Source organism: Bradyrhizobium sp. HKCCYLRH1030, assembly GCF_051168395.1.
In the GTDB taxonomy this organism is placed as follows: Bacteria; Pseudomonadota; Alphaproteobacteria; order Rhizobiales; family Xanthobacteraceae; genus Bradyrhizobium.
In genome coordinates this window covers 731,556-749,875 of record NZ_JBNPUY010000002.1, presented here as the reverse complement: position 1 = coordinate 749,875, position 18,320 = coordinate 731,556, and the positions used below count along the sequence as shown (strand labels likewise).

General features: G+C 68.8%; 15 protein-coding genes and 1 tRNA gene. 11 read left to right on the top strand and 5 right to left on the bottom strand.

What is annotated here, in order from left to right:
- Positions 1-14 precede the first annotated feature (14 nt).
- Together ACQR1E_RS08800 and tsaD are read right to left on the bottom strand one after the other, a co-directional pair.
- Positions 15-995 carry an NAD(P)H-dependent glycerol-3-phosphate dehydrogenase gene (locus tag ACQR1E_RS08800; protein WP_315750570.1) on the bottom strand — a complete coding sequence of 327 codons (981 nt, stop codon included), beginning with the start codon at positions 993-995 and terminating at the stop codon, positions 15-17.
- 214 nt (positions 996-1,209) lie between these two features.
- Positions 1,210-2,277, bottom strand: coding sequence for a tRNA (adenosine(37)-N6)-threonylcarbamoyltransferase complex transferase subunit TsaD (tsaD, locus tag ACQR1E_RS08795; RefSeq protein ID WP_315715842.1), 1,068 nt, complete (start codon positions 2,275-2,277; stop codon positions 1,210-1,212).
- Between the two features lie 140 nt (positions 2,278-2,417).
- On the opposite strand from tsaD, the gene ACQR1E_RS08790 reads away from it, so the two are divergent.
- The 5 genes from ACQR1E_RS08790 (at position 2,418) to ACQR1E_RS08770 (ending at position 8,400) form a co-directional block, all read left to right on the top strand.
- Positions 2,418-3,146, top strand: a complete 729-nt coding sequence (locus ACQR1E_RS08790; protein ID WP_315825732.1) for a uroporphyrinogen-III synthase — start codon at positions 2,418-2,420, stop codon at positions 3,144-3,146.
- A gap of 50 nt (positions 3,147-3,196) precedes the next feature.
- Positions 3,197-4,495: a COG4223 family protein gene (locus ACQR1E_RS08785; protein ID WP_434896919.1), complete on the top strand. Its 1,299-nt coding sequence runs from the start codon at positions 3,197-3,199 to the stop codon at positions 4,493-4,495.
- 17 nt (positions 4,496-4,512) lie between these two features.
- Positions 4,513-6,390 (top strand): heme biosynthesis HemY N-terminal domain-containing protein, encoded by a 1,878-nt coding sequence (locus ACQR1E_RS08780; RefSeq protein WP_434896918.1) that lies wholly within the window; start codon positions 4,513-4,515, stop codon positions 6,388-6,390.
- A 150-nt stretch (positions 6,391-6,540) separates the two neighbouring features.
- A tRNA-Thr gene (locus ACQR1E_RS08775) sits at positions 6,541-6,616 on the top strand.
- A 380-nt stretch (positions 6,617-6,996) separates the two neighbouring features.
- Complete coding sequence (locus ACQR1E_RS08770) at positions 6,997-8,400, top strand: GSCFA domain-containing protein (protein ID WP_434862531.1); 1,404 nt, start codon at positions 6,997-6,999, stop codon at positions 8,398-8,400.
- Between the two features lie 17 nt (positions 8,401-8,417).
- Here ACQR1E_RS08770 and ACQR1E_RS08765 read toward each other — a convergent pair whose 3' ends face one another.
- A complete protein-coding gene (locus tag ACQR1E_RS08765) occupies positions 8,418-8,996 on the bottom strand; it encodes a hypothetical protein (protein ID WP_315716722.1) in 579 nt (192 codons plus the stop codon).
- A gap of 425 nt (positions 8,997-9,421) precedes the next feature.
- On the opposite strand from ACQR1E_RS08765, the gene ACQR1E_RS08760 reads away from it, so the two are divergent.
- Entirely contained in the window at positions 9,422-9,823 is a 402-nt protein-coding gene (locus tag ACQR1E_RS08760) for a hypothetical protein (protein WP_315716723.1), read from the top strand.
- Between the two features lie 79 nt (positions 9,824-9,902).
- On the opposite strand, the gene ACQR1E_RS08755 is transcribed toward ACQR1E_RS08760, so the two are convergent.
- Positions 9,903-10,949 carry a polysaccharide deacetylase family protein gene (locus tag ACQR1E_RS08755; protein ID WP_434862532.1) on the bottom strand — a complete coding sequence of 349 codons (1,047 nt, stop codon included), beginning with the start codon at positions 10,947-10,949 and terminating at the stop codon, positions 9,903-9,905.
- A gap of 321 nt (positions 10,950-11,270) precedes the next feature.
- Between ACQR1E_RS08755 and ACQR1E_RS08750 the strand changes: the two genes are divergently transcribed.
- Together ACQR1E_RS08750 and ACQR1E_RS08745 are read left to right on the top strand one after the other, a co-directional pair.
- A complete protein-coding gene (locus tag ACQR1E_RS08750) occupies positions 11,271-11,558 on the top strand; it encodes a hypothetical protein (protein WP_315716725.1) in 288 nt (95 codons plus the stop codon).
- Positions 11,559-11,673: 115 nt separating this feature from the next.
- Positions 11,674-11,889 carry a hypothetical protein gene (locus ACQR1E_RS08745; protein ID WP_316166443.1) on the top strand — a complete coding sequence of 72 codons (216 nt, stop codon included), beginning with the start codon at positions 11,674-11,676 and terminating at the stop codon, positions 11,887-11,889.
- Positions 11,890-11,917: 28 nt separating this feature from the next.
- Here the strand turns inward: ACQR1E_RS08745 and ACQR1E_RS08740 are convergent, their stop codons facing one another.
- On the bottom strand, positions 11,918-13,600 hold the full coding sequence (locus ACQR1E_RS08740; protein ID WP_316173431.1) for an MFS transporter: 1,683 nt from the start codon (positions 13,598-13,600) through the stop codon (positions 11,918-11,920).
- 177 nt (positions 13,601-13,777) lie between these two features.
- On the opposite strand from ACQR1E_RS08740, the gene ACQR1E_RS08735 reads away from it, so the two are divergent.
- From ACQR1E_RS08735 to ACQR1E_RS08725, 3 genes are all read left to right on the top strand, one after another.
- Positions 13,778-15,148, top strand: a complete 1,371-nt coding sequence (locus tag ACQR1E_RS08735; protein WP_316173432.1) for a hydrolase — start codon at positions 13,778-13,780, stop codon at positions 15,146-15,148.
- 201 nt (positions 15,149-15,349) lie between these two features.
- Complete coding sequence (locus ACQR1E_RS08730; protein ID WP_434896917.1) at positions 15,350-16,741, top strand: cytochrome P450; 1,392 nt, start codon at positions 15,350-15,352, stop codon at positions 16,739-16,741.
- 69 nt (positions 16,742-16,810) lie between these two features.
- Complete coding sequence (locus ACQR1E_RS08725) at positions 16,811-18,220, top strand: adenylate/guanylate cyclase domain-containing protein (RefSeq protein ID WP_316166436.1); 1,410 nt, start codon at positions 16,811-16,813, stop codon at positions 18,218-18,220.
- The last annotated feature ends 100 nt before the right edge of the window (positions 18,221-18,320 follow it).

Here is an 18,320-nt window from a genome sequence, read left to right as displayed (position 1 = left end):
TCGCGCGGCGGCCCTCACTCCTCCGCCTTGAATGGGCGCATCATCAGCGCCTCGATCGCGGCATCGATCGTCACGGTGCCGGCGAGAATGGCGGCGACCGCCTGCGCCACCGGCATCTCGACGCCGCGCGAGGTGGCGAGTTCGACCAGCACGGGCGCGGTGTATTGTCCCTCGGCGAGCTTGCCTGCGGGCAGCGGCTCGCCGCGGCCGAGCGCGAGGCCGGCGGCGAAGTTGCGCGATTGCGGACCGGCGCAGGTGAGGATCAGGTCGCCGAGGCCGGACAGGCCGGTCAAGGTCTCGCTGCGCGCGCCATAGGCGCGGCCGAGCCGCACCAACTCGGCGAAGCCGCGCGTGGTCAGCGCCGCCAGCGCCGAGGCGCCGAGATTGCGGCCGGCAACGATGCCGGCGGCGATCGCCAGCACGTTCTTGGCGGCGCCGCCGATCTCGACGCCGCGCACGTCGGTCGAATGATAGGGCCGGAAGGTCGGCGAACCCAGCGCATGGACGAGGTCGGCCGCGAGCGCCTCGTCGGGCGCGGCGAGCGTCACCGCGGTCGGCAGCCCTCGCGCGACGTCGTCGGCGAAGCTCGGGCCGGACAGGATCACCGGGATCGCGTTCGGCGCGGCCTCCGCGATCACCTCGGTCATGAATTTATGGGTGCCGTGCTCGATGCCCTTGGCGCAGGCGACGAGCGGCGTGCCCGGACGGAGCAGCGGGGCGAGATGCATGACCGCACCGCGCAGATGCTGGGCGGGGACAACGATGAGAACGGCGTCGGCGCGGGCGGCCTCGGCGAGATCGGCGGTCACGGCGATGCTGGGGGCGAGCGGAATGCCGGGCAGTCGCGGGTTTTCGCGGGCAGCAGAGATGCGCGCGGCGTGGTGGCTGTCGCGCGCGTAGAGCGTGACCTCACGGCCGGCACGCGCGGCGACGGCGGCGAGCGCCGTGCCCCACGCACCGGCGCCGACGATGGAGATCGTTTGGAAACGAGTCATTCGCCGCGGATTCGGCTGCGCTCCCTCCCCCCTTGCGGGGGAGGGTTGGGGAGGGGGGTGCCACGAGCGAGAATTTTTATGGAGCCACCCCCACCCCCGACCCCTCCCCGCAAGGGGGAGGGGAGCGCACCGCGTATGGTGCAGGAGCTTGCCACATCACAGCCGAGGGCGATCCAGCCGCTTCGTGCAGGATGAAAAAGCAATTCCATCACCCTCAAAACCCCGCCCGCGTATTCGCGAACTTGCCCGGCACGCTGGCATTGGCATCCAGCAGCCAGCGCGCGCGCGGCGCGGCGTCCATGCCGTCCACCATCCCTAGCGCCAACCGCTCCAGCCCGGCCCAGGCGATCATCGCGCCATTGTCGGTGCACAGCGCCGGCGGCGGCATGATCAGGCGGGTGCCGGCCTGCTGCGCGACATCGTCGAGTGCGCCGCGGATCGCCTGGTTGGCGGCGACACCGCCGGCGGCCACCAGCGCGGTCGGCGCGCCGAAACGCTGCTTGAACAGATCGAGGCCGACGCGCAGGCGGTCGGCGGTCGAGTCCAGCACCGCGGCCTGGAAGCTGGCGCAGAGGTCGGCGATGTCCTGCTCGCTCACCTTGCCGAGCCGGCCGATCTCGTTACGCACGGCGGTCTTCAGCCCGGACAGCGAGAAATTGGCATCGCTGCGGCCCTGCATCGGACGCGGGAAGGCAAAGCGCTGACCGTCGCCGTTGCGCGCGGCCTGCTCGACCTGTGGTCCGCCCGGATAGGGCAGACCCAGCATCTTCGCGACCTTGTCGAACGCCTCGCCCATCGCGTCGTCGACGGTGGTGCCGAGCCTGACATAATCGCCGACGCCGGCGACCGCGACGATCTGGGTGTGGCCGCCGGAGGCCAGGAACAGGCAATAGGGGAAGTCGATTGCATCGGTGAGGCGCGGCGTCAGCGCATGCGCCTCGAGATGGTTGACCGCGATCAGCGGCGTGTCGTGCACCATCGCGATCGCCTTGGCGGTGGTGAGGCCGACGATGACGCCGCCGATCAGGCCCGGCCCGGCCGCCGCCGCGACGCCGCCGAGCGCGGCATAGTCGATGCCGGCCTCGCGCATCGCCGCGTCGATGAGATGGTCGAGCATGTCGACATGGGCGCGCGCGGCGATCTCGGGAACCACGCCGCCATAGATGGCATGCTCGTCGGTCTGCGAGCGCACAACATTGGAAAGGATCTGCCCCTTGCCGTCCGAATCACGCGCCACCACCGCCGCGGCGGTCTCGTCGCAGGTGGTTTCGATGCCCAGCACGAGCGTTTGCGATTCGTTACCCAATCTCAACCCTTTTGGTCATTATGAGTGCGCAGAACCGCCTAACACCACGAGGTCGCCAGGTGCAATCGTCCGTCCGTTGCAGCCCGGCCGATCCGTGTTCGACGGGAGCATAGCACATGGCCGTGCTGGTGACCCGTCCCGCCCCTGACAATGAACGCACCGCGAGCGCCCTGCGCGCGCGTGGCTTCGAGGTGCTGCTGGCGCCGATGCTGCGCTTCGAGCCGGTCGCGCTGCCGCCGGACGTCGGCGGCGATGCCGCCGGACTCATCGTAACGTCATCGAACGCGCTGCGCGCGGCGGCGCCGCAGCTCAGGGCGTCCGCCTTGCTGCGCCTGCCGCTGTTCGCGGTCGGCGACCGGACGGCCGCAGCCGCACGCGAGGCCGGCTTCACGCAGGTGATCTCGGCCGCGGCCGATGCGACCGCGTTGCGCGACCTGATCGCAGACAGCGGCGTCATCGAGGCCAGGGCCACCCTGCTCTATCTCGCCGGCGCCGACATCTCGCGCGACCTCGCCTCCGAACTCGCCGAGCGCGGCTTCGATGTGATCACCCAGACCGTCTATCGCATGGCGCAGGTGACCACCCTGCCGCGCGAGGTCTGCGACGCCTTCGCAGCCAACCGGATCGAGGCGGTGCTGCATTATTCGCGGCGGAGCGCGGTTGCGTTCGTGGCGGCCATCCGCGCCGACGGCGTCGAAATCTCGGCGCTGGCGGTGCCGCATGGCTGCCTGTCGGCCAATGTCGCCGAGGTGCTGCGCGAGGCCGGCGCCACCCAGGTCACAATCGCGGCGCATCCGGATGAAAACGACATGCTGGAGGGCCTGACCCGTGCGCTACGGTCGTGAATGGCGTAAGAGGGCCTGCTCAATCTTGCCTCAGCCAGGGAACTTCCACCATGGTCGATGAACCCGACACCGCTGCACCGGCCTCCGACACCGGGCGGCCGAAACGGCCACCGCCGACCATCGATTTGGAGCCGACCTCGCGCGAGGAGCGCCCGTCGGCCAGCGAGAGCGCGGCCGAGCGGCCGACCACGTCGCCCTGGTCGGCCCCGGCCGAAGCCTTGGCCGAGGGGTCGTCGGGCGCGGCGAGCCAGTCGCATCCGCATGGCGCCGGTGACGCCGAACCGGAATCGGCCGCCAGCGAGACGCCCGAGGAGACGGTCGCCGCGGCCGAGCCGCCGCACGCCGAGCTTCCTCCACCCCCGCCGCCGCGTCCGGTGTCGCCCTGGATCATCGCACCGTTCTCCGGCGCGGCCGCGGCCGCGCTGGTGATCGGCGTCGGCTGGATGCTCGGCTGGCCGCCTGTGCAGCCGCCCTCGGCGATCTCGCCGCAGTCCGCCGCTATCGACGAGCTCACCTCCCGCGTCGCCGGGCTGGAGCAGCGCGTCGGCAAGCCGGACGGCGCCGTGACCGGCCGGCTCGATGCCGCCGACAAGGCGATCGCAGCGCTGCGCAACGACGTCGCCGGCCTGCGCGCGCAGGCCGACAAGACCGTGGCGGCCCTCAACGATGTCCGGGCGCAGCCGCGCGACGGCTCCGCGCCGGCGCCCGAGCCGGTCGATCTCTCCGGCCTGACGGCGCGCATCGACGCGCTGGAGCGGGCGAGCAAGAGCCAGAGCGCGGCGCTGGCACAGGAGCGCGCCAAGCTCTCAGAGGCGGCCAAGCCGGCCGACGATGCGCCGCTGCGCCGCGTGGTCGCCGCGACCCTGCTCGACGTCGCCGTGCGTCACGGCGATCCCTATGGAGCGGCGCTGACCACCGCTAGATCGCTGGCGCCCGACGCGGCCGCGCTGAAGCCGCTGGAGGCATTCGCCACGACCGGCGTGCCGAGCCCCGCGGCACTGAGCCGCGAGCTGCTCACCATCGTGCCGAAGCTCTCGCCGCCGGCGCCCGAGAGCACCACGGGGACTTCGATCCTCGGCAAGCTCTCGGCCGGCGCCTCGAGCCTGGTCAAGGTCGAGCGTACCGACGGCGCCGGCACCGATCGCGGCGCGGTCGTGGCACGGATCACCGCGGCGGCGCTGCGCAACGATTTCGCCGAGGCCCGCCGCGAGCTGAAGGGTCTCTCGCCGGAGGATCGCGCCCCCGCCAATGACTGGCTCGCACGCGCCGATGCCCGCGACGCCGCGCTGTCGACCGCCCGCAAATTCGCCGACGACGCGATGACCGCGCTCGCCAAACCCGCGCAATAGGACGCCCAAGGACGCACATGTTCCGGATCGTCATTTTCCTCATCCTGGTCGGGCTCGCCGCTGCGGGCTCGGCCTGGGTCGCCGAGCAGACCGGCGACGTCGTCTTGAATTGGGGCCCGTGGCGGATCGCCATGACCTTGCCGGTGTTCGTGCTGGCGCTCGGCCTGACCATCGCGGCCTGCGTGCTGGTCTGGAACCTGATCAGCGCGCTGCTGCGGGCGCCCGGCCACATCCGCAAGGCGCATCGCGCCCGCCGGCATCAGCGCGGCCGCCACGCCATCACCCACGGCCTGCTGGCGATCGGCCAGGGCGATTCGACCGCGGCGCGGCAGCACGCCGACACCGCCAAGCGGCTGGCCGGCGATGATCCGCTGACGCTGCTCCTGCACGCCCAGGCGGCGCAGCTCGAAGGCGACCGCGACGGCGCCCGGCGCGCCTTCCGCGCCATGGCCGAGCGCCACGACACCCGCCTGCTCGGCTTGCGCGGCCTGTTCATCGAGGCGCAGCGCGCCGACGACGCCTATGCCGCGGTGATGATCGCCGACGAAGCGCTCAGGCTGGCGCCCAACGCCACCTGGGCCTCGCATGCCGTGCTCGGCTTCCGCTGCGCCGAGGCCGACTGGGACGGTGCGCTTTCGATCCTCGACGGCAACTACACCGCCGGCATGATCGACAAGCCGACCTACCGCCGTCAGCGCGGCGTGCTGCTGACGGCGCGCGCGCTGGCGCTGGAGACCGGGGATCGCGACCTGTCGCGCTCGAGCGCGATGGAGGCGGTGAAGCTGGCGCCGACCCTGGTGCCGGCCGCGGTGCTGGCGGCGAAGTTCGAGAGCGAGGCGCACCAGGTGCGGCGCGCGATGAAGATCATCGAGGCGGCCTGGGCGGCGTGTCCGCATCCGGATCTCGCCGATGCCTACGCCCATGTGCGGCTCGGCGATTCGGCCACGCAGCGGCTGGCGCGGGTGGAGAACCTGGCCGCGCGGACGCCCGGCCATGTCGAAGGCGCGCTGGCGGTGGCGCGCGCGGCGATCGACGCCGCCGAATTCGGCCGCGCCCGCGAGGCGCTGGCGCCGTTCACGGAGGATCCGACCCAGCGCGTGGCGATGCTGATGGCCGAGCTGGAGCGCACCGAGCATGGCGACGCCGGCAAGGCGCGCGAATGGGCGCTGCGCGCGGTGCGCGCCCGCCACGACCCGGCCTGGACCGCGGACGGCTATGTCAGCGATCGCTGGCAGCCGATCTCGCCGGTCACCGGCCGGCTCGACGCCTTCCAATGGCAGACGCCGGTGGCGAGCCTGCCCTCGGAGCGCAGCAGCGTGATCGAAAGCTCGGCCTTCGCCGAAGCCGTGCTGGCCCCGCCGGCCCGGCCCGCCGTGGCCGAAGCCGCGGTCGAGCCGCCGCGCGAGGCCGTGGTGATCACTCCGGCGGTGCAGGACAACGAGCCGCCGCGGCCGGTGGTCGCCGCCGATCCCGAGCAGGCCGAACAACCGGCCGAGGCCGTGGACAAGCCTGTCGACAAGCCGGTGGATATCCCTGTGGACATGGCTGAGGATAGCCGGTTGATCGAGGCCGGCGCCGCCGAGCCGGCGCCGCCGTTGCAGGCCGCGGGTCCCGTCGAGGCCGAATCGGAGCCGGAGACGGAGGCCGAGCCGAACGCGGTCGCCGCCAAGCCGGCCGAGACGGCGGCAGCCGCGCCGACGCCGCTGTTCCGCACCCGCAACGATCTCGCCCGGCCGGCGGAGACGCCGATCCAGGCGATCGTCCCGATCATGCGGCCGCCGGACGATCCCGGTGTCGATGACGACGACCAGCCCCGCGACGAGTTCGCCGAGCAGCTCGCGCCCAAGGCCCAGGCCGGCGGCTGGCGCGGATTCTGGTCGCGGTTCGGCGGCTGAGGACCGTCAGGCCCTCCCGCCGTTCCGGTCACACCGGTTCGTTTCGGAGCCGCGGCCGCGCGCGTTGTCCTTGCCAACGGGCCGTCCGCCCGATATCAGGAGCGCGTCCGCGTCGTCCGGCCGCGTGCCGGGCGCTCGCCGCTATGGTTCGCCGCAATAGCTCAGCTGGTAGAGCACGTCATTCGTAATGACGGGGTCGGGGGTTCGAGTCCCTCTTGCGGCACCAGCCTCTCCTTCCGTCCCCATCTCTCCTTTCCTGACGCGCCCGCTCGCCGCGCTCCATTTGCCGGTTAAGAATTGCTTAACCCAAATCGCGCCATCGTTCGGCGCGAGCGGCGGGATGAATGCCCGCACTGGCGGCTGGCGGCGATCCGGACGAGCGCGTCCGTCGCGTTCGAATCCCGCAGGTGCCGGTTGCGCTCGGGCGTACGCCAGCGGCCAAGCCGGTGGCGATCAGTATCCAGAGGTCATGGTGGGACGTCTCTCGCAAGGGCATGGCGCCTGTGCACGTGACGATTCGACCGGCACTGGCGATGCACCGGCTGCCGGCAGCGGCGCCGGACCAACGGCCGAAGACGCAACGCGAGACAAAGGCGAACCCGCGACATGAGCACGACTGCCCTCGACAGCCACACCCAGTTTCAATCCATCGTCGGCCAGATCCGGACGCTCGCCTACAAATACATCGAGGACAAGGACTTCGTCAGCGCCCAGCTCGCGTTCCAGAAGCTGCTCGAGCTCGACCCCAAGGACATCAACGCGCGCTTCATCTATGCGCAGCTGATCGACGACGGCTCACACAAGAAGCGCGCCGAAGCGCGCGACATGATGCTGGCGATCCTCGACGAGAACCCTGAGATCTTTGAGCAGGCCACCGAAGGCAATCTGCACCTGATCCGCAGCGCCGCCGTGCGCTGCAGCCATGTCGGCCCGTTCACGCGCTCGATGGAGCTGTTCCGCAAGCTCGCGGCAGCCTCCAACCAGGCCGCCGACTATTTCTCGCTCAGCGAGATCCTGACCCAGGGCAACGAATTCGAGGAAGCGGTCGCGGCGCTGGAAAAGGCGATCAAGCTCAACCCGGCCTATGACAACCCGATCAACCGCGAGACGCTGGAGCTCGCGCGGTCGAACGCCAAGAAGGGCAAGGCCAAGGAAGCCAAGGGCCGCGCCAAGGTCGGACGCTATCCGGAGACCAAGGACTTCCTCGGCGACCTGCAGACGCTGATCACCAGCCACATCGCGGTGAACCTCGCGGCCGCGCCGAAATTCCTCGACAAGAGCACCCGCTTCTTCACCATGGGCTCGTGCTTCGCGCGCAACCTCTCCAAGAGCCTCACCGACAGCGGCTATGCCAGCCACCACATGGAGATCTCGGAGTACATCAACACGACCTTCGCCAACCGCGTGTTCGTCGACTGGCTGCGCGACGCCCAGATCGATCCGGAGATCCGCGAGCGCATCGTCGAGTTGCTGCCGCCGGGATCGAGCAAGGAGAATACGCTCGCCGTCATCAAGCAGGCCGACGTCTTCATCCTGACGCTCGGCGTCGCCGCGGCGTTCTTCGACCGCGAGACCGGCGCCTTCGTGCTGCCGCGGCCGACCGCGCTGAACTCGCGGGCGCTGGCCGAGAAGTACAAGTTCCGCACCGCCGGCGTGCAGGAGAACGTCGACAACGTGCTCTATCTGATCGAGTTCATCCGCAGCATCCGGCCTGGCATCAAGGTGATCGTCACCGTGTCGCCGGTGCCGCTGCTCACCTCGTTCGAATATGAATCGGTGGTGCAGGCCGACTGCCTGTCGAAGAGCACGATGCGGCTGGTCGCGCATGAGGTCGTCAACAATTCGAACCTCGAGGACATCTGGTACTGGCCATCGTTCGAGGTGTTCCGCTGGGCCGGCTCCAACGCCTCCAGCTTCTTCGCCGCCGATGACGGCGCCGCCTGGCACGTCTCGGAGGACAAGGTTTCCGCGACGGTGCGCGCCTTCGTGCAGACCTTCTCGCCGGCCTGAGCGCGCGAACGGCTGCCTCAGGGCAGCCGCTTCTTCCAGAGGCGGATGACCAGGATGCCGGCCTGGGCGTAGCCCGGCGGCGAACTTTCAGTGCCGAACGGCGTCTTCGAATACAGCGAGCTCGAAACCAGGAAGCCGCCGACATACGGCTCAGGCAGGCCCGACAGCGCCAGGAAGCAGCGGTGCGTGAGCAGGCCGTCCTCCGGCAGATTGCCACGCACCAGCCGGCAATCGCCGATGCCGGTGAATGCGATGCCGTTGAGCTGGCCCTCGGTGTAGGTGCCGAGCAGGGTCGGATCCATCGCCTGGCCGACGCAGACCCGCATCTCGCCGATGCTCTTGTCGCCGGTCTCGGTCATGCGGCCGTCAGCCGGCCGGACCCCGACGGAGTGGATCGAGAGCTGATCCTCCAGCGCCGGCGCGAAGCCGGTCTTGGTCGGCGCGCAGAAATCCGACGGCACGACGCGGCCCTGGCGCACGCTCCGCGCAATGTAGATCTCTTCGACGTTGTCGTCGCCGGACTGCGCCCGGCCCGGCCCGCTGGCGGCCAGCAGCGTCACGGCCGCCAAGAACACTGCAACGATCACCCGGCGCATGCGCGCATCCTTCCCCCGAATCGATCGGTCCCCCTATCGGATTCGGCGAAGCTTCTGAACAGCACCAACGAACAGTACACGTACATACGATCATACCTCAACCCCGGATCTCACCGGCAGCATGGAACACCGCGCCTTGACGGTAATTTGGTAGCAACAGTCGGGTGTGCCGGATCGCGTCGCCCACCGCCCACGTGCTGCCGCCGGTGGATTTCCGGATGGGCTCGTCCAGAACTCCCCTCGTCCTGAGCGGACGTCCCCGCGGCGCCGGAAAGGTTTCGAGAAAGATGGCGCACCGATCCGCAGTGCCGTGTGCCGGCATCCGGCTTCATTCGCGCTTGCCATGCGGAGCGTGACGGGGGTCACATCGGACGGTCGCGCCGGCGCCTAAACCTTCCCGCAGCCAACAAAGGGGAGCTTACTCGATGCGCAAGATGATCCTGATCGGAGCCATGGTGCTCGCATCCGCCACAGTCGCGCAGGCCGAGGGCACACGCAGCCTGTCGCTGTCGTCGAACGACGCCGCCGCGCGGGCGCCGCGTCCGACCTACGTCCAGCAAGCCGGCGAGGTCACCGTCACCCCGGCGCCGGTGCCGGCCGTCGCGGCCGAGGTCCAGCCCGCTGCGCAACCGGTTGCGCCAGCGGCCCCGGCCGCCGCACCGCCGCCGCCGCAGCCCACCGCCGCTGCGGCGCCGGCACCGCAGCCGGGCTCTGTGCAGCAATCGTCGCGGCGGTCGAAATCGGCGCGCTCCGACCGGACGCGCCGCAAGAGCTGGACCGAAGCCCGCATCGTCCGCGAGCTGCATCGCCACGGCATCTATTGGTGAGCATCCGCCAATCGGCGACAAACGAAGAAGGCCGGGCGAATGCCCGGCCTTTCGCGCGAGGAGACCCTGCAGCGAGGCATCACTGCGAGATGGTCTGGATCACGCTCGAGATCGGCCGCGCATTGGTCATTGTCGTCGGCAGCTTCGGATCCTGGCCGATCATCGCGTCATATTCCGGCAGCGTGTCGAGCGTGCCCTTCGGCTTCATCGCGACCACCTTGTAGCCGCCGGCCTTGAGCCGCCGCAGCAGGGTCGGCAGCGCCAGCGCAGTGTTCTTCTGGAAGTCGTGCATCAGGATGATGCCCTTGCCCTTCTTGTCGAGCCCGGTCATCACGGTGTTGACGACCTGGTCGGCATCCTTGGAGCGGAAGTCGAAGCTGTCGACGTCGCAGGAGAACATCGCGACATTGCGGCTGCCGAGATAGGCCACGGCAGAGGACCGGTGCTGCAGTTGCGGGAAGCGGAAGAACGGCGCCGGGTTGGTGCCGAGCGCGAACTTGACAGCGCTGAAACCCTTCTCGAGCTCCTCCTTGGCCGTCTCGTCGGTCATCTTCTTGCCGTTCAGATTGGCGTGCGACCACGTATGCACGCCGACGACGTGACCGGCGGCCAGCACCTGGCGCAGGATCTCCGGATGATAGGTCGCGTGCTTGCCGATCGTGAAGAAGATGCCGGTGGTGCATTCGTCGGCCAGCGCCTTCAGCACCGCCGGCGTGTTGACCGGCCACGGGCCGTCGTCGAAGGTCAACACCACCTCGTGGTCGGCGAGGAAGTCGAACTGCTTGAAGTGATCGAGACCGAAACCCGGGCCGCCGGTGGTGTCGACCATGACGGTGCGGGAGATGCCGAGCGCGTCCGGATTGGCGCAGGTCGATCTGGGCAGCACCGGCACCGGGCCTGCTGCTGCGGCAGCGCGCGTGGAGACGGTACCGGTCGTCTCGACATCGTCCTTCGAGCTGGCCTTGGCGGCGACGCGCGCCGGAGGCGGCGCCGGCTCGGACGGCTTCGCCGCTGCGCTCTGCGCGGCGGCCTTGGCAGCGCTGGGCTTCGATACGTAGTACCAGACACCGGTGATCGCCAACGCCGCGACGACGGTGGCCAGCAGCAAGCCTAACGCATTACGCATGGTTACTCTTCCCGAAAACGCGAGACACTCGATGGCGGACGCAACGCTGTCCGCCTCCTTCAATTAGCTTCCATTAGTGCCAACGATTCCTTAACGCGGTGCCAACACGACCAGGATCGGACAAGATTTCCAGGATGATGCCCGCTCCGAAGCGGCCGTTCACCGGAGCGACATGGCGCCGCGGCCATCGGCCTGCCGAAACTGCCGACCAGGTTTGGATCTGGCGTGACCCGCATCACGGTTGCCAACAGGGCATCCCGCCATGATGGACGCATTGAAACACGCGGCCCCGCCAACATGCGGCGCCAATGGGAGCCAGCCATGACGAAGTCGACCAACATTCTGCGCAGGGCCGTTCTGACGGCCGCCAGCCTTGCCGCCCTCTCGACCTTCTCCTCGACGGCAAGCTTCGCCTTCAGCGCCGAGGCGCAGCAGATGTGTACCGGCGACGCGTTCCGCCTGTGCAGCAGCGAGATCCCGAACATCCCGGCGATCACCGCCTGCATGATCAAGAACCGGTCGTCGCTCAGCTCCGGCTGCCGCGTCGTGCTCGACCGCGAGATGTCCAAGCGCAGCGGCAAGGTCGCGGATGCCAATGAGGCCAATTGAGAGCGCTTCCGGCTCCCGCCTGCGCACCCCGGCTGCGACCGAGGCGCTTGCGACGGCCGGTTGCGACCACTAAAAGCGCCGCCAAACGTTCAGTCCCGGGAGCGAGGCGCCAGTCATGAACAAACTCTCTCTGATTATCCCTCTGGTCCTGATCGCGTCGAGCGCCTCAGCCCAGCAGCAGCCCGGCCAGGATGCCTGCGCGCGCGACGTCTCGCGGTATTGCCGCGCGGTGATGAACAACGGCGACCAGGCGGTGCTGGCCTGTCTCAAGGAGCATCGGGCCAAGCTGTCGAAGGCTTGCGAGAAGGTGCTGACCGAGCACGGGCAGTAATCGCCTGCTCGGTGCAGATGGTCCGAAGCTACGGCCCGCTGCGAGCCGCCGAGGCGACAGCAGGCGCCTGCTCGGCGGTGCGGTCGATGTCGTCCCTGGCCCGGACCGAGCCGAACGGGCGTTCCAGCATGCGGCGGATGCGCACCGGGTCGGTGCCGATGTGGAAGTCGATCGCGCGCTTGTGCAGCTCGCGCTCGGCGCGGGTCGAGCGGTTGCGCTGACGCAGATAGTCGATCCAGGTCGGGCAGTGATACCGCTCGGTCCATAATTCGGGGTCGGCGATGTCGCGTGCGATCGACCAGCCATAGGCGCCGTTGCGCTGGCGGCTGAGCTGCACGTCCTGCATCAGGTCGTGAAACGCACGGGCATTGTCTTCAGCGACGCGGTACTCGATCTCGACCACCAGCGGCCCCGAGCGCGGCGTCAGCTCGAGCTGCACCTCGGGATCAGCCAGCGTCTCGCCGTCCTCGTTGCGGGCCCCGATCGGCGGCATCCGCAGCCACAGGCCGAGCAGCGGCGACACCATCATCAGCGCTCCCGACGCGAGCAGCGCGACCTCGACGCCGGCGGCGTCGGTGAGACGCCCCCAACCCCAACTGCCGATCGCGATGCCGCCGGAGATCGCGGCCTGAAATGCCGCCAGTGCGCGGCCCGCGACCCAGCGGGGTGCCGAAAGCTGCACGCCGATGTTGAACAGCGCCACCGCCAGCATCCACACCGCACCGGCGATGACGAGCGCCGCCGCCGTCAGGACCGGCGCGGTGCTGAGCGCGACGGCCGCGGTGGCCGCGCCCAAGGTGAGCGCGCAGGTGCGGATCGCGGCCTCACCAGACAGCCGTTTCCTGATCTCGCCGATGTTGAGCGCGCCGACCACCGCGCCCATGCCGAAGGCGCCGAGCATGATGCCGTAGGTCTGCGCGCCGCCATGCAGCAGGTCGCGCGCGACCAGCGGCATCAGCGCCGAGATCGAGCCGCCGATGATGCCAGTGACCAGCGTGCGGATCAGCACGATCCGGATCGACGGCGAATGGACGATGTAGCGGACGCCGGAGACGATGGCGCGGTTGAGCGGCTCGCGCGGCAGCCGGCTTGGCTCGACCACGCGCCGCCACAGGAACAATGCCGCGAGCAGCGGCAGATACAGCAGCGCATTGGCCGCGAACGCGGCGACCGCGCCGGCGGCCGCGACCACGACGCCGCCGATCGCCGGACCGAAGCTGCGCGCGATGTTGTAGCTGATGCCGTTCAGCGCGACCGCGGCCGGCAGCGTCTCCGGCGGCACCTGCTCGCTGACGGAGGATTGCCAGGCCGGCCCCATCAGCGCCATGCCGCTGCCGATGACGAAGCACAGCGCGAGCAGGCGCTCCGGCGTCACCAGGCCGTACCATGCCAGCACCGTCAACGTGGTGGCGCCGCCGAGCGCCACGGCGAGCGCGACCAGCGCGACGATGCGCCGGTCATACATGTCGGCGATGGCGCCGGCCGGCATCGAGATGAACATCACCGGCAGCATCAAGGCCGTCTGCACCAGCGCAACCTTGTCGGCCGACGACGTCATCTGCGTCATCGCCCAGGCGGCGCCGACCGCCTGGATCAGCAGGCCCAGGTTCGACAGCAGGCTCGCCAGCCAGATGCGGCGGAACACCGCGTGCCGCAGCGGCGCGGCGATGCCTTCGGCGGCGAACAGCTCACGTTTCTGCGGCGCATTCATGCGGGTCCGTCCACGTCGCCAGTTCGCCTTGAAGCTCGCATCGAACTATCGCTTGATTCCAGCTGGACCTATGTGATGCCTGCGAATGTCCGCCGCTGTCCAGTGCTGCCTGCAAAGGCCGGCATCGGGGATCGCGGCCAACGAACACAAATGAATGAGACCAAAGGGAGACCGCCGATGAAGCTGACGCGCCGCAACATTCTGCAGGGAATGGGAACCCTTCCCTTGCTCACCAGCGGTCTGCCCTTACCGGTACGCGCCCAGAGCGCGGCGGCAACGACGGTGGGCGACATCCCTCCGGTCCTGTTCGTGCACGGCAATGGCGACCACGCGGCATTGTGGATGACCACGCTGTGGCGGATGGAATCCAACGGCGTGCCGCGCACGCGTCTCGCTGCGCTCAACTTCACCGACCCGCTGGCGCGCAACGACGACGCCGTGGCGCAGCCGAACCGCTCGTCGACCGACGATCAGCGCCGCGAACTCGCCGAGGCCATCAAGGCACTGAAGGAGCGCACGGGCGCTGCGCGCGTCGCGCTGGTCGGCAGTTCGCGTGGCGGCAATGCGATCCGCAACGTCGTGAAGAACGGCGGCGGCGCCGATGTCAGCCACGCCGTGCTGTGCGGAACGCCCAATCATGGCGTGTTCGACTGGGATGACAGCCCCGGCAGCGAGTTCAACGGCCGCGGCCCGTTCCTGCGCGGACTGAATGCCGGCGACACCGAGGTGACCGAGGGCACCGCCTTCCTGACGCTGCGCAGCGACGGGCTCGACAAATACGCCCAGGCCGACGGCCGCCTGGTCGGCAAGCCCGGCGTGCCGACCGGGATCACGTCCGAAGGGCCGGCGCTGAAGGGCGCAACCAATCTCGTGATCGGCGCGCTCGACCATCGCGAGGTCGCGTTCCACCCGCGCGCGTTCCGCGAGATCTACAAATTCATCGCCGGCCGTGAGCCGACGCAGATCGCGATCCAGCCCGAGCAGCAGGTGCGGCTCAGCGGTCTGGTGACGGGAACGCCGGGCGGCGCGCCGACCAATCGCCCGGTCGCGGGCGCAAGCGTGGAGGTCTATCGCGTCTCGAGCGAGACCGGCGCACGCAATGGCGAGCCTGTCTATCGCGGCCAGACCGGCGCCGACGGGCGCTGGGGTCCCGCGGAGGTCGATCCGACGTCCTATCTCGAGATCGTCCTGACCTCGCCGGGCGCGCCGGTCACGCACTTCTACCGCTCGCCGTTCCCGCGCTCGTCCGACGTCGTGCATCTGCGCGCGGCGCGGCCGCTCGGCCAGGCCGATGCCGGCGCCGGAGCGATTCTCATCATGATCAGGCCGCGCGGCTATTTCGGCCTGCCCCGCGACATCGTGCTGCTCGACGGCAAGGAACCAACCGACGTACAGAAGGGAATACCGACCGATGCGGCAACGACATTGCGGCTGCCTGCGGGCGACGTCGGACGCAGCGTCATCGGACTGTTCAACGAGGAACGCATCACCGCCCGTCTTTGGCCAGCATCGGAGAGCAGGATTGCGGTGATCGAGCTGACTAATTAGTTGCTGGAGTATGATGATACATCATAGCCTCGGAGAGGGCGGAAGCGCGCCCCTCTCGCTTGTGAGCGGGACGACAGAGTTACCTCTGGCAGAAGGCCGTCGTTGCGCGACGGCCCGTTGCGACCCCGCAACCGAGGCTCGGTTGCTCGCGATGCAGCCGATCGGTGGTTCCAGGCTCGTGACAGCGTCGAGAGGCCGTGAATGAGTACCGCCGACGTCCATTATCTGCCGCAGGCACGATTGCCGCTGATACCGCCGACACCGCCGCGGGCGCCTGACAGCATGGGCGCGCTGCGCCGCGTGCTGATGATGGGCGACAACGCGATCGCGACCTGGAGCCAGCGCGCCTATGAGGACGACATCATTCGCGGCCGCTTCTTCGGCAGCTCCAGCTACATTCTCAATACGCCCGACACGATCAAGCACGTGCTGGTCGACAATTGGGAGAACTACGCCCGCACCGTCGGCGCCATCCGCGTGCTGCGTCCGGTGCTCGGCGAGGGGCTGCTGATCGCGGAAGGCAAGGCGTGGAAGCACCAGCGCCGGACGCTCGCGCCGGCGTTCACGCCACGCGCCGTTTCCGGCCTCATCCCGCACATGGTCGCGGTGAGCGACGAGACCGTCGCCAGGCTGAAGCAGCAATGCGGGCAGGCGCTCGACCTGCGCGAGATCATGCAGCGCATGACGCTCGACATCGCCGGCCGCACGATGTTCTCGTTCGAGATGGGCCGCCATGGTGCCACCCTGCGCGATTTCGTCTACGAGTATGGCGCGCGGCTGGCCAGCCCGCATCTGCTGGACATCGTGCTGCCGCTGTCCTGGCCGACGCCGCGCGACTTCGCGCGCCGGCGGTTCCGCAAGCGCTGGACCGGTTTCGTCGCCATGCTGATGGCCGAGCGCCGCGCCGCCGGCAAGCTGGAGGACGCACCGCCGCGCGACCTGTTCGACCTGATGGGCGCGGCACGCGATCCCGAGACCGGCGCGGCGTTCACCGATGCACAGCTCGCCGACGAGGTCGCGACCATGATCCTCGCCGGCCACGAGACCACGGCAACGGCGCTGTTCTGGGCGCTGTATCTGATCGCGCTCGACCCGGCCAATCAGGACAAGCTCGCGCAGGAGGCCCGCGCCGCAACCGATCTCAGCGATCCGGATCAACTGCCGTTCACGCGCGCCGTGCTGGACGAGACATTGCGGCTCTATCCGCCCGCGTTCCTGATCGCGCGCGCAGCCAGCGGCCCCGACCGGATCGCCGCGTTCCAGGTGAGGCGCGGCGACGTCGTGCTGATCTCGCCGTGGCTGCTGCACCGGCACGAGAAGCTGTGGGATGCGCCCAACGCCTTCAAGCCCGAGCGATTCATGCCGGGCGCGCCGCCGCCGGAGCGCTTCGCCTATCTGCCGTTCGGAGCGGGCGCGCGGGTCTGCATCGGGGCTCATTTCGCCCTGACCGAGGCGGTGCTGGCGCTGGCACGGCTGGTGGCGGCCTTCGACATCGAAATGCTCGACGCCGCACCCGTGATGCCGGTCGGCGTGGTCACGACCCAGCCGGATCGCTCGCCGCTGTTCAAGCTCACGCCCAGGGCGGGCGTCTGATCCCGGCGGCGGCCGGGCCATCGCTTCGTCTCTTGCTTGTGGGTTTGCTAGGCACCATCTTAGCACGCCATGAGCGACATCCAGGCCCAGCTTTCGGTTCTGAAGCAGACCGCCGATCCGGCCGTTGCGGACGCGATCACACGGTTGATTGAGGCGGGTGAAGATCACGAACTCAACCGTATCAATGCCCTGGAGTTCTCGGCGCGCGCCGGTCTCGATGAAGAACGGGTTATTTCCGGGTTCCTGCATGCTGCACGGATCGGCTTGTTCGATCTGACTTGGAACGTGCTCTGTCCTGGCTGCAGCGGCGTGCTGGATGCGCACGCCACGCTGAAATCTCTCCGCCATGACGATTACCATTGCGGACTATGCGCTTGCGGCTACGAGCCTTCCATCGACGAGCAGGTCGAAGTTGCTTTCACCGTGAGCTCCAAGGTCAGGAGCATCGCCGCTCACGATCCGAACACGCTGCCGCTCTGGGAGTATTACAAGCAGGTCTTCTGGAGTTCCGGGATCGACCTCGACCGGGAGACTTTTGCCTCGCTCAGCGAAGAAGTGACGCTTGATGCGCTCGAGCTGCCAGCCGGTGAAAAAGCCGTGCTCTCGCTGCAGCTCCCATCCGATTTCATCATCATCTTCGAACCGGTGACGCATTCTGCGCATTTCATCGACGTTCAGGGCGAGCCCACCAGGGAACGCCAGCAGCTCGGACTACTATTCAACAGGGCGCATCCTCCGACCGGATCGATCACGTTGCGTCCAGGCCCGCTGCGACTGGCGCTCGACAATCAGGCCGGCGTACGGACGCTGCCGACCGTCTTCGTTGCCGGCGATGCGCTCCACCATCTCCTTGGCAAGCGCCGGCCTTTCCTGACCGCCAAGCGCATATTATCCAACCAGACCTTCCGCGACGTGTTCAAGGCGGACAATCTCAACATCGACCAGCGGCTGAAGATCACCTCGCTGACCTTCCTGTTCACCGACCTCAAGAGCTCGACCGCGCTGTATGAGCGTGTCGGCGATCTCGCGGCCTTCGACCTGGTGCGCGCCCATTTCCGCGCGCTGCTGGAGATCATCAACGCCGAGAAGGGCGCGGTGGTGAAGACGATCGGCGACGCCGTGATGGCGACCTTCGTCAAGCCCGAGCATGCGCTCGCCGCCGGCCTGCGCATGCGCGCGGCGATGCAGCGGCTCAATGCCGAGCGCGGCACCGAGGACCTCGTGGTCAAGATCGGCATCCACGAGGGGCCGTGTCTCGCGGTGATGCTGAACGACCGCCAGGACTATTTCGGCCAGACCGTCAACATCGCCGCCCGCGTGCAGAGCCTGTCGACCGCGCAGGAGATCCATCTCACCGCGCCCGTGATCGAGAGCCCCGGCGTCGCCGACATCCTGCGGGGCGCGAAGATCGCGCCAATTCAGAAGCACGCGGCGCTGCGCGGCATCGCCGACCGCATGATGGTGTACGAAATCCCCTGAGCCTTACCGAAATGTCATGCAGCCCGAAGGTCGCAGCGGATTGCCGGCGCAGCGTGGCATTCGCATATAATGAGCAGTCGCCGGCCGGTTTGCGGTCCAC

Excerpts from the sequence above, each read along its gene's own strand:
- ACQR1E_RS08800 (WP_315750570.1), bottom strand. The coding sequence starts at position 995 with ATGACTCGTTTCCAAACGATCTCCATCGTCGGCGCCGGTGCGTGGGGC.
- ACQR1E_RS08790 (WP_315825732.1), top strand. The coding sequence starts at position 2,418 with ATGGCCGTGCTGGTGACCCGTCCCGCCCCTGACAATGAACGCACCGCG.
- ACQR1E_RS08785 (WP_434896919.1), top strand. The coding sequence starts at position 3,197 with ATGGTCGATGAACCCGACACCGCTGCACCGGCCTCCGACACCGGGCGG.
- ACQR1E_RS08780 (WP_434896918.1), top strand. The coding sequence starts at position 4,513 with ATGTTCCGGATCGTCATTTTCCTCATCCTGGTCGGGCTCGCCGCTGCG.
- ACQR1E_RS08770 (WP_434862531.1), top strand. The coding sequence starts at position 6,997 with ATGAGCACGACTGCCCTCGACAGCCACACCCAGTTTCAATCCATCGTC.
- ACQR1E_RS08765 (WP_315716722.1), bottom strand. The coding sequence starts at position 8,996 with ATGCGCCGGGTGATCGTTGCAGTGTTCTTGGCGGCCGTGACGCTGCTG.
- ACQR1E_RS08760 (WP_315716723.1), top strand. The coding sequence starts at position 9,422 with ATGCGCAAGATGATCCTGATCGGAGCCATGGTGCTCGCATCCGCCACA.
- ACQR1E_RS08755 (WP_434862532.1), bottom strand. The coding sequence starts at position 10,949 with ATGCGTAATGCGTTAGGCTTGCTGCTGGCCACCGTCGTCGCGGCGTTG.
- ACQR1E_RS08750 (WP_315716725.1), top strand. The coding sequence starts at position 11,271 with ATGACGAAGTCGACCAACATTCTGCGCAGGGCCGTTCTGACGGCCGCC.
- ACQR1E_RS08745 (WP_316166443.1), top strand. The coding sequence starts at position 11,674 with ATGAACAAACTCTCTCTGATTATCCCTCTGGTCCTGATCGCGTCGAGC.
- ACQR1E_RS08740 (WP_316173431.1), bottom strand. The coding sequence starts at position 13,600 with ATGAATGCGCCGCAGAAACGTGAGCTGTTCGCCGCCGAAGGCATCGCC.
- ACQR1E_RS08735 (WP_316173432.1), top strand. The coding sequence starts at position 13,778 with ATGAAGCTGACGCGCCGCAACATTCTGCAGGGAATGGGAACCCTTCCC.
- ACQR1E_RS08730 (WP_434896917.1), top strand. The coding sequence starts at position 15,350 with ATGAGTACCGCCGACGTCCATTATCTGCCGCAGGCACGATTGCCGCTG.
- ACQR1E_RS08725 (WP_316166436.1), top strand. The coding sequence starts at position 16,811 with ATGAGCGACATCCAGGCCCAGCTTTCGGTTCTGAAGCAGACCGCCGAT.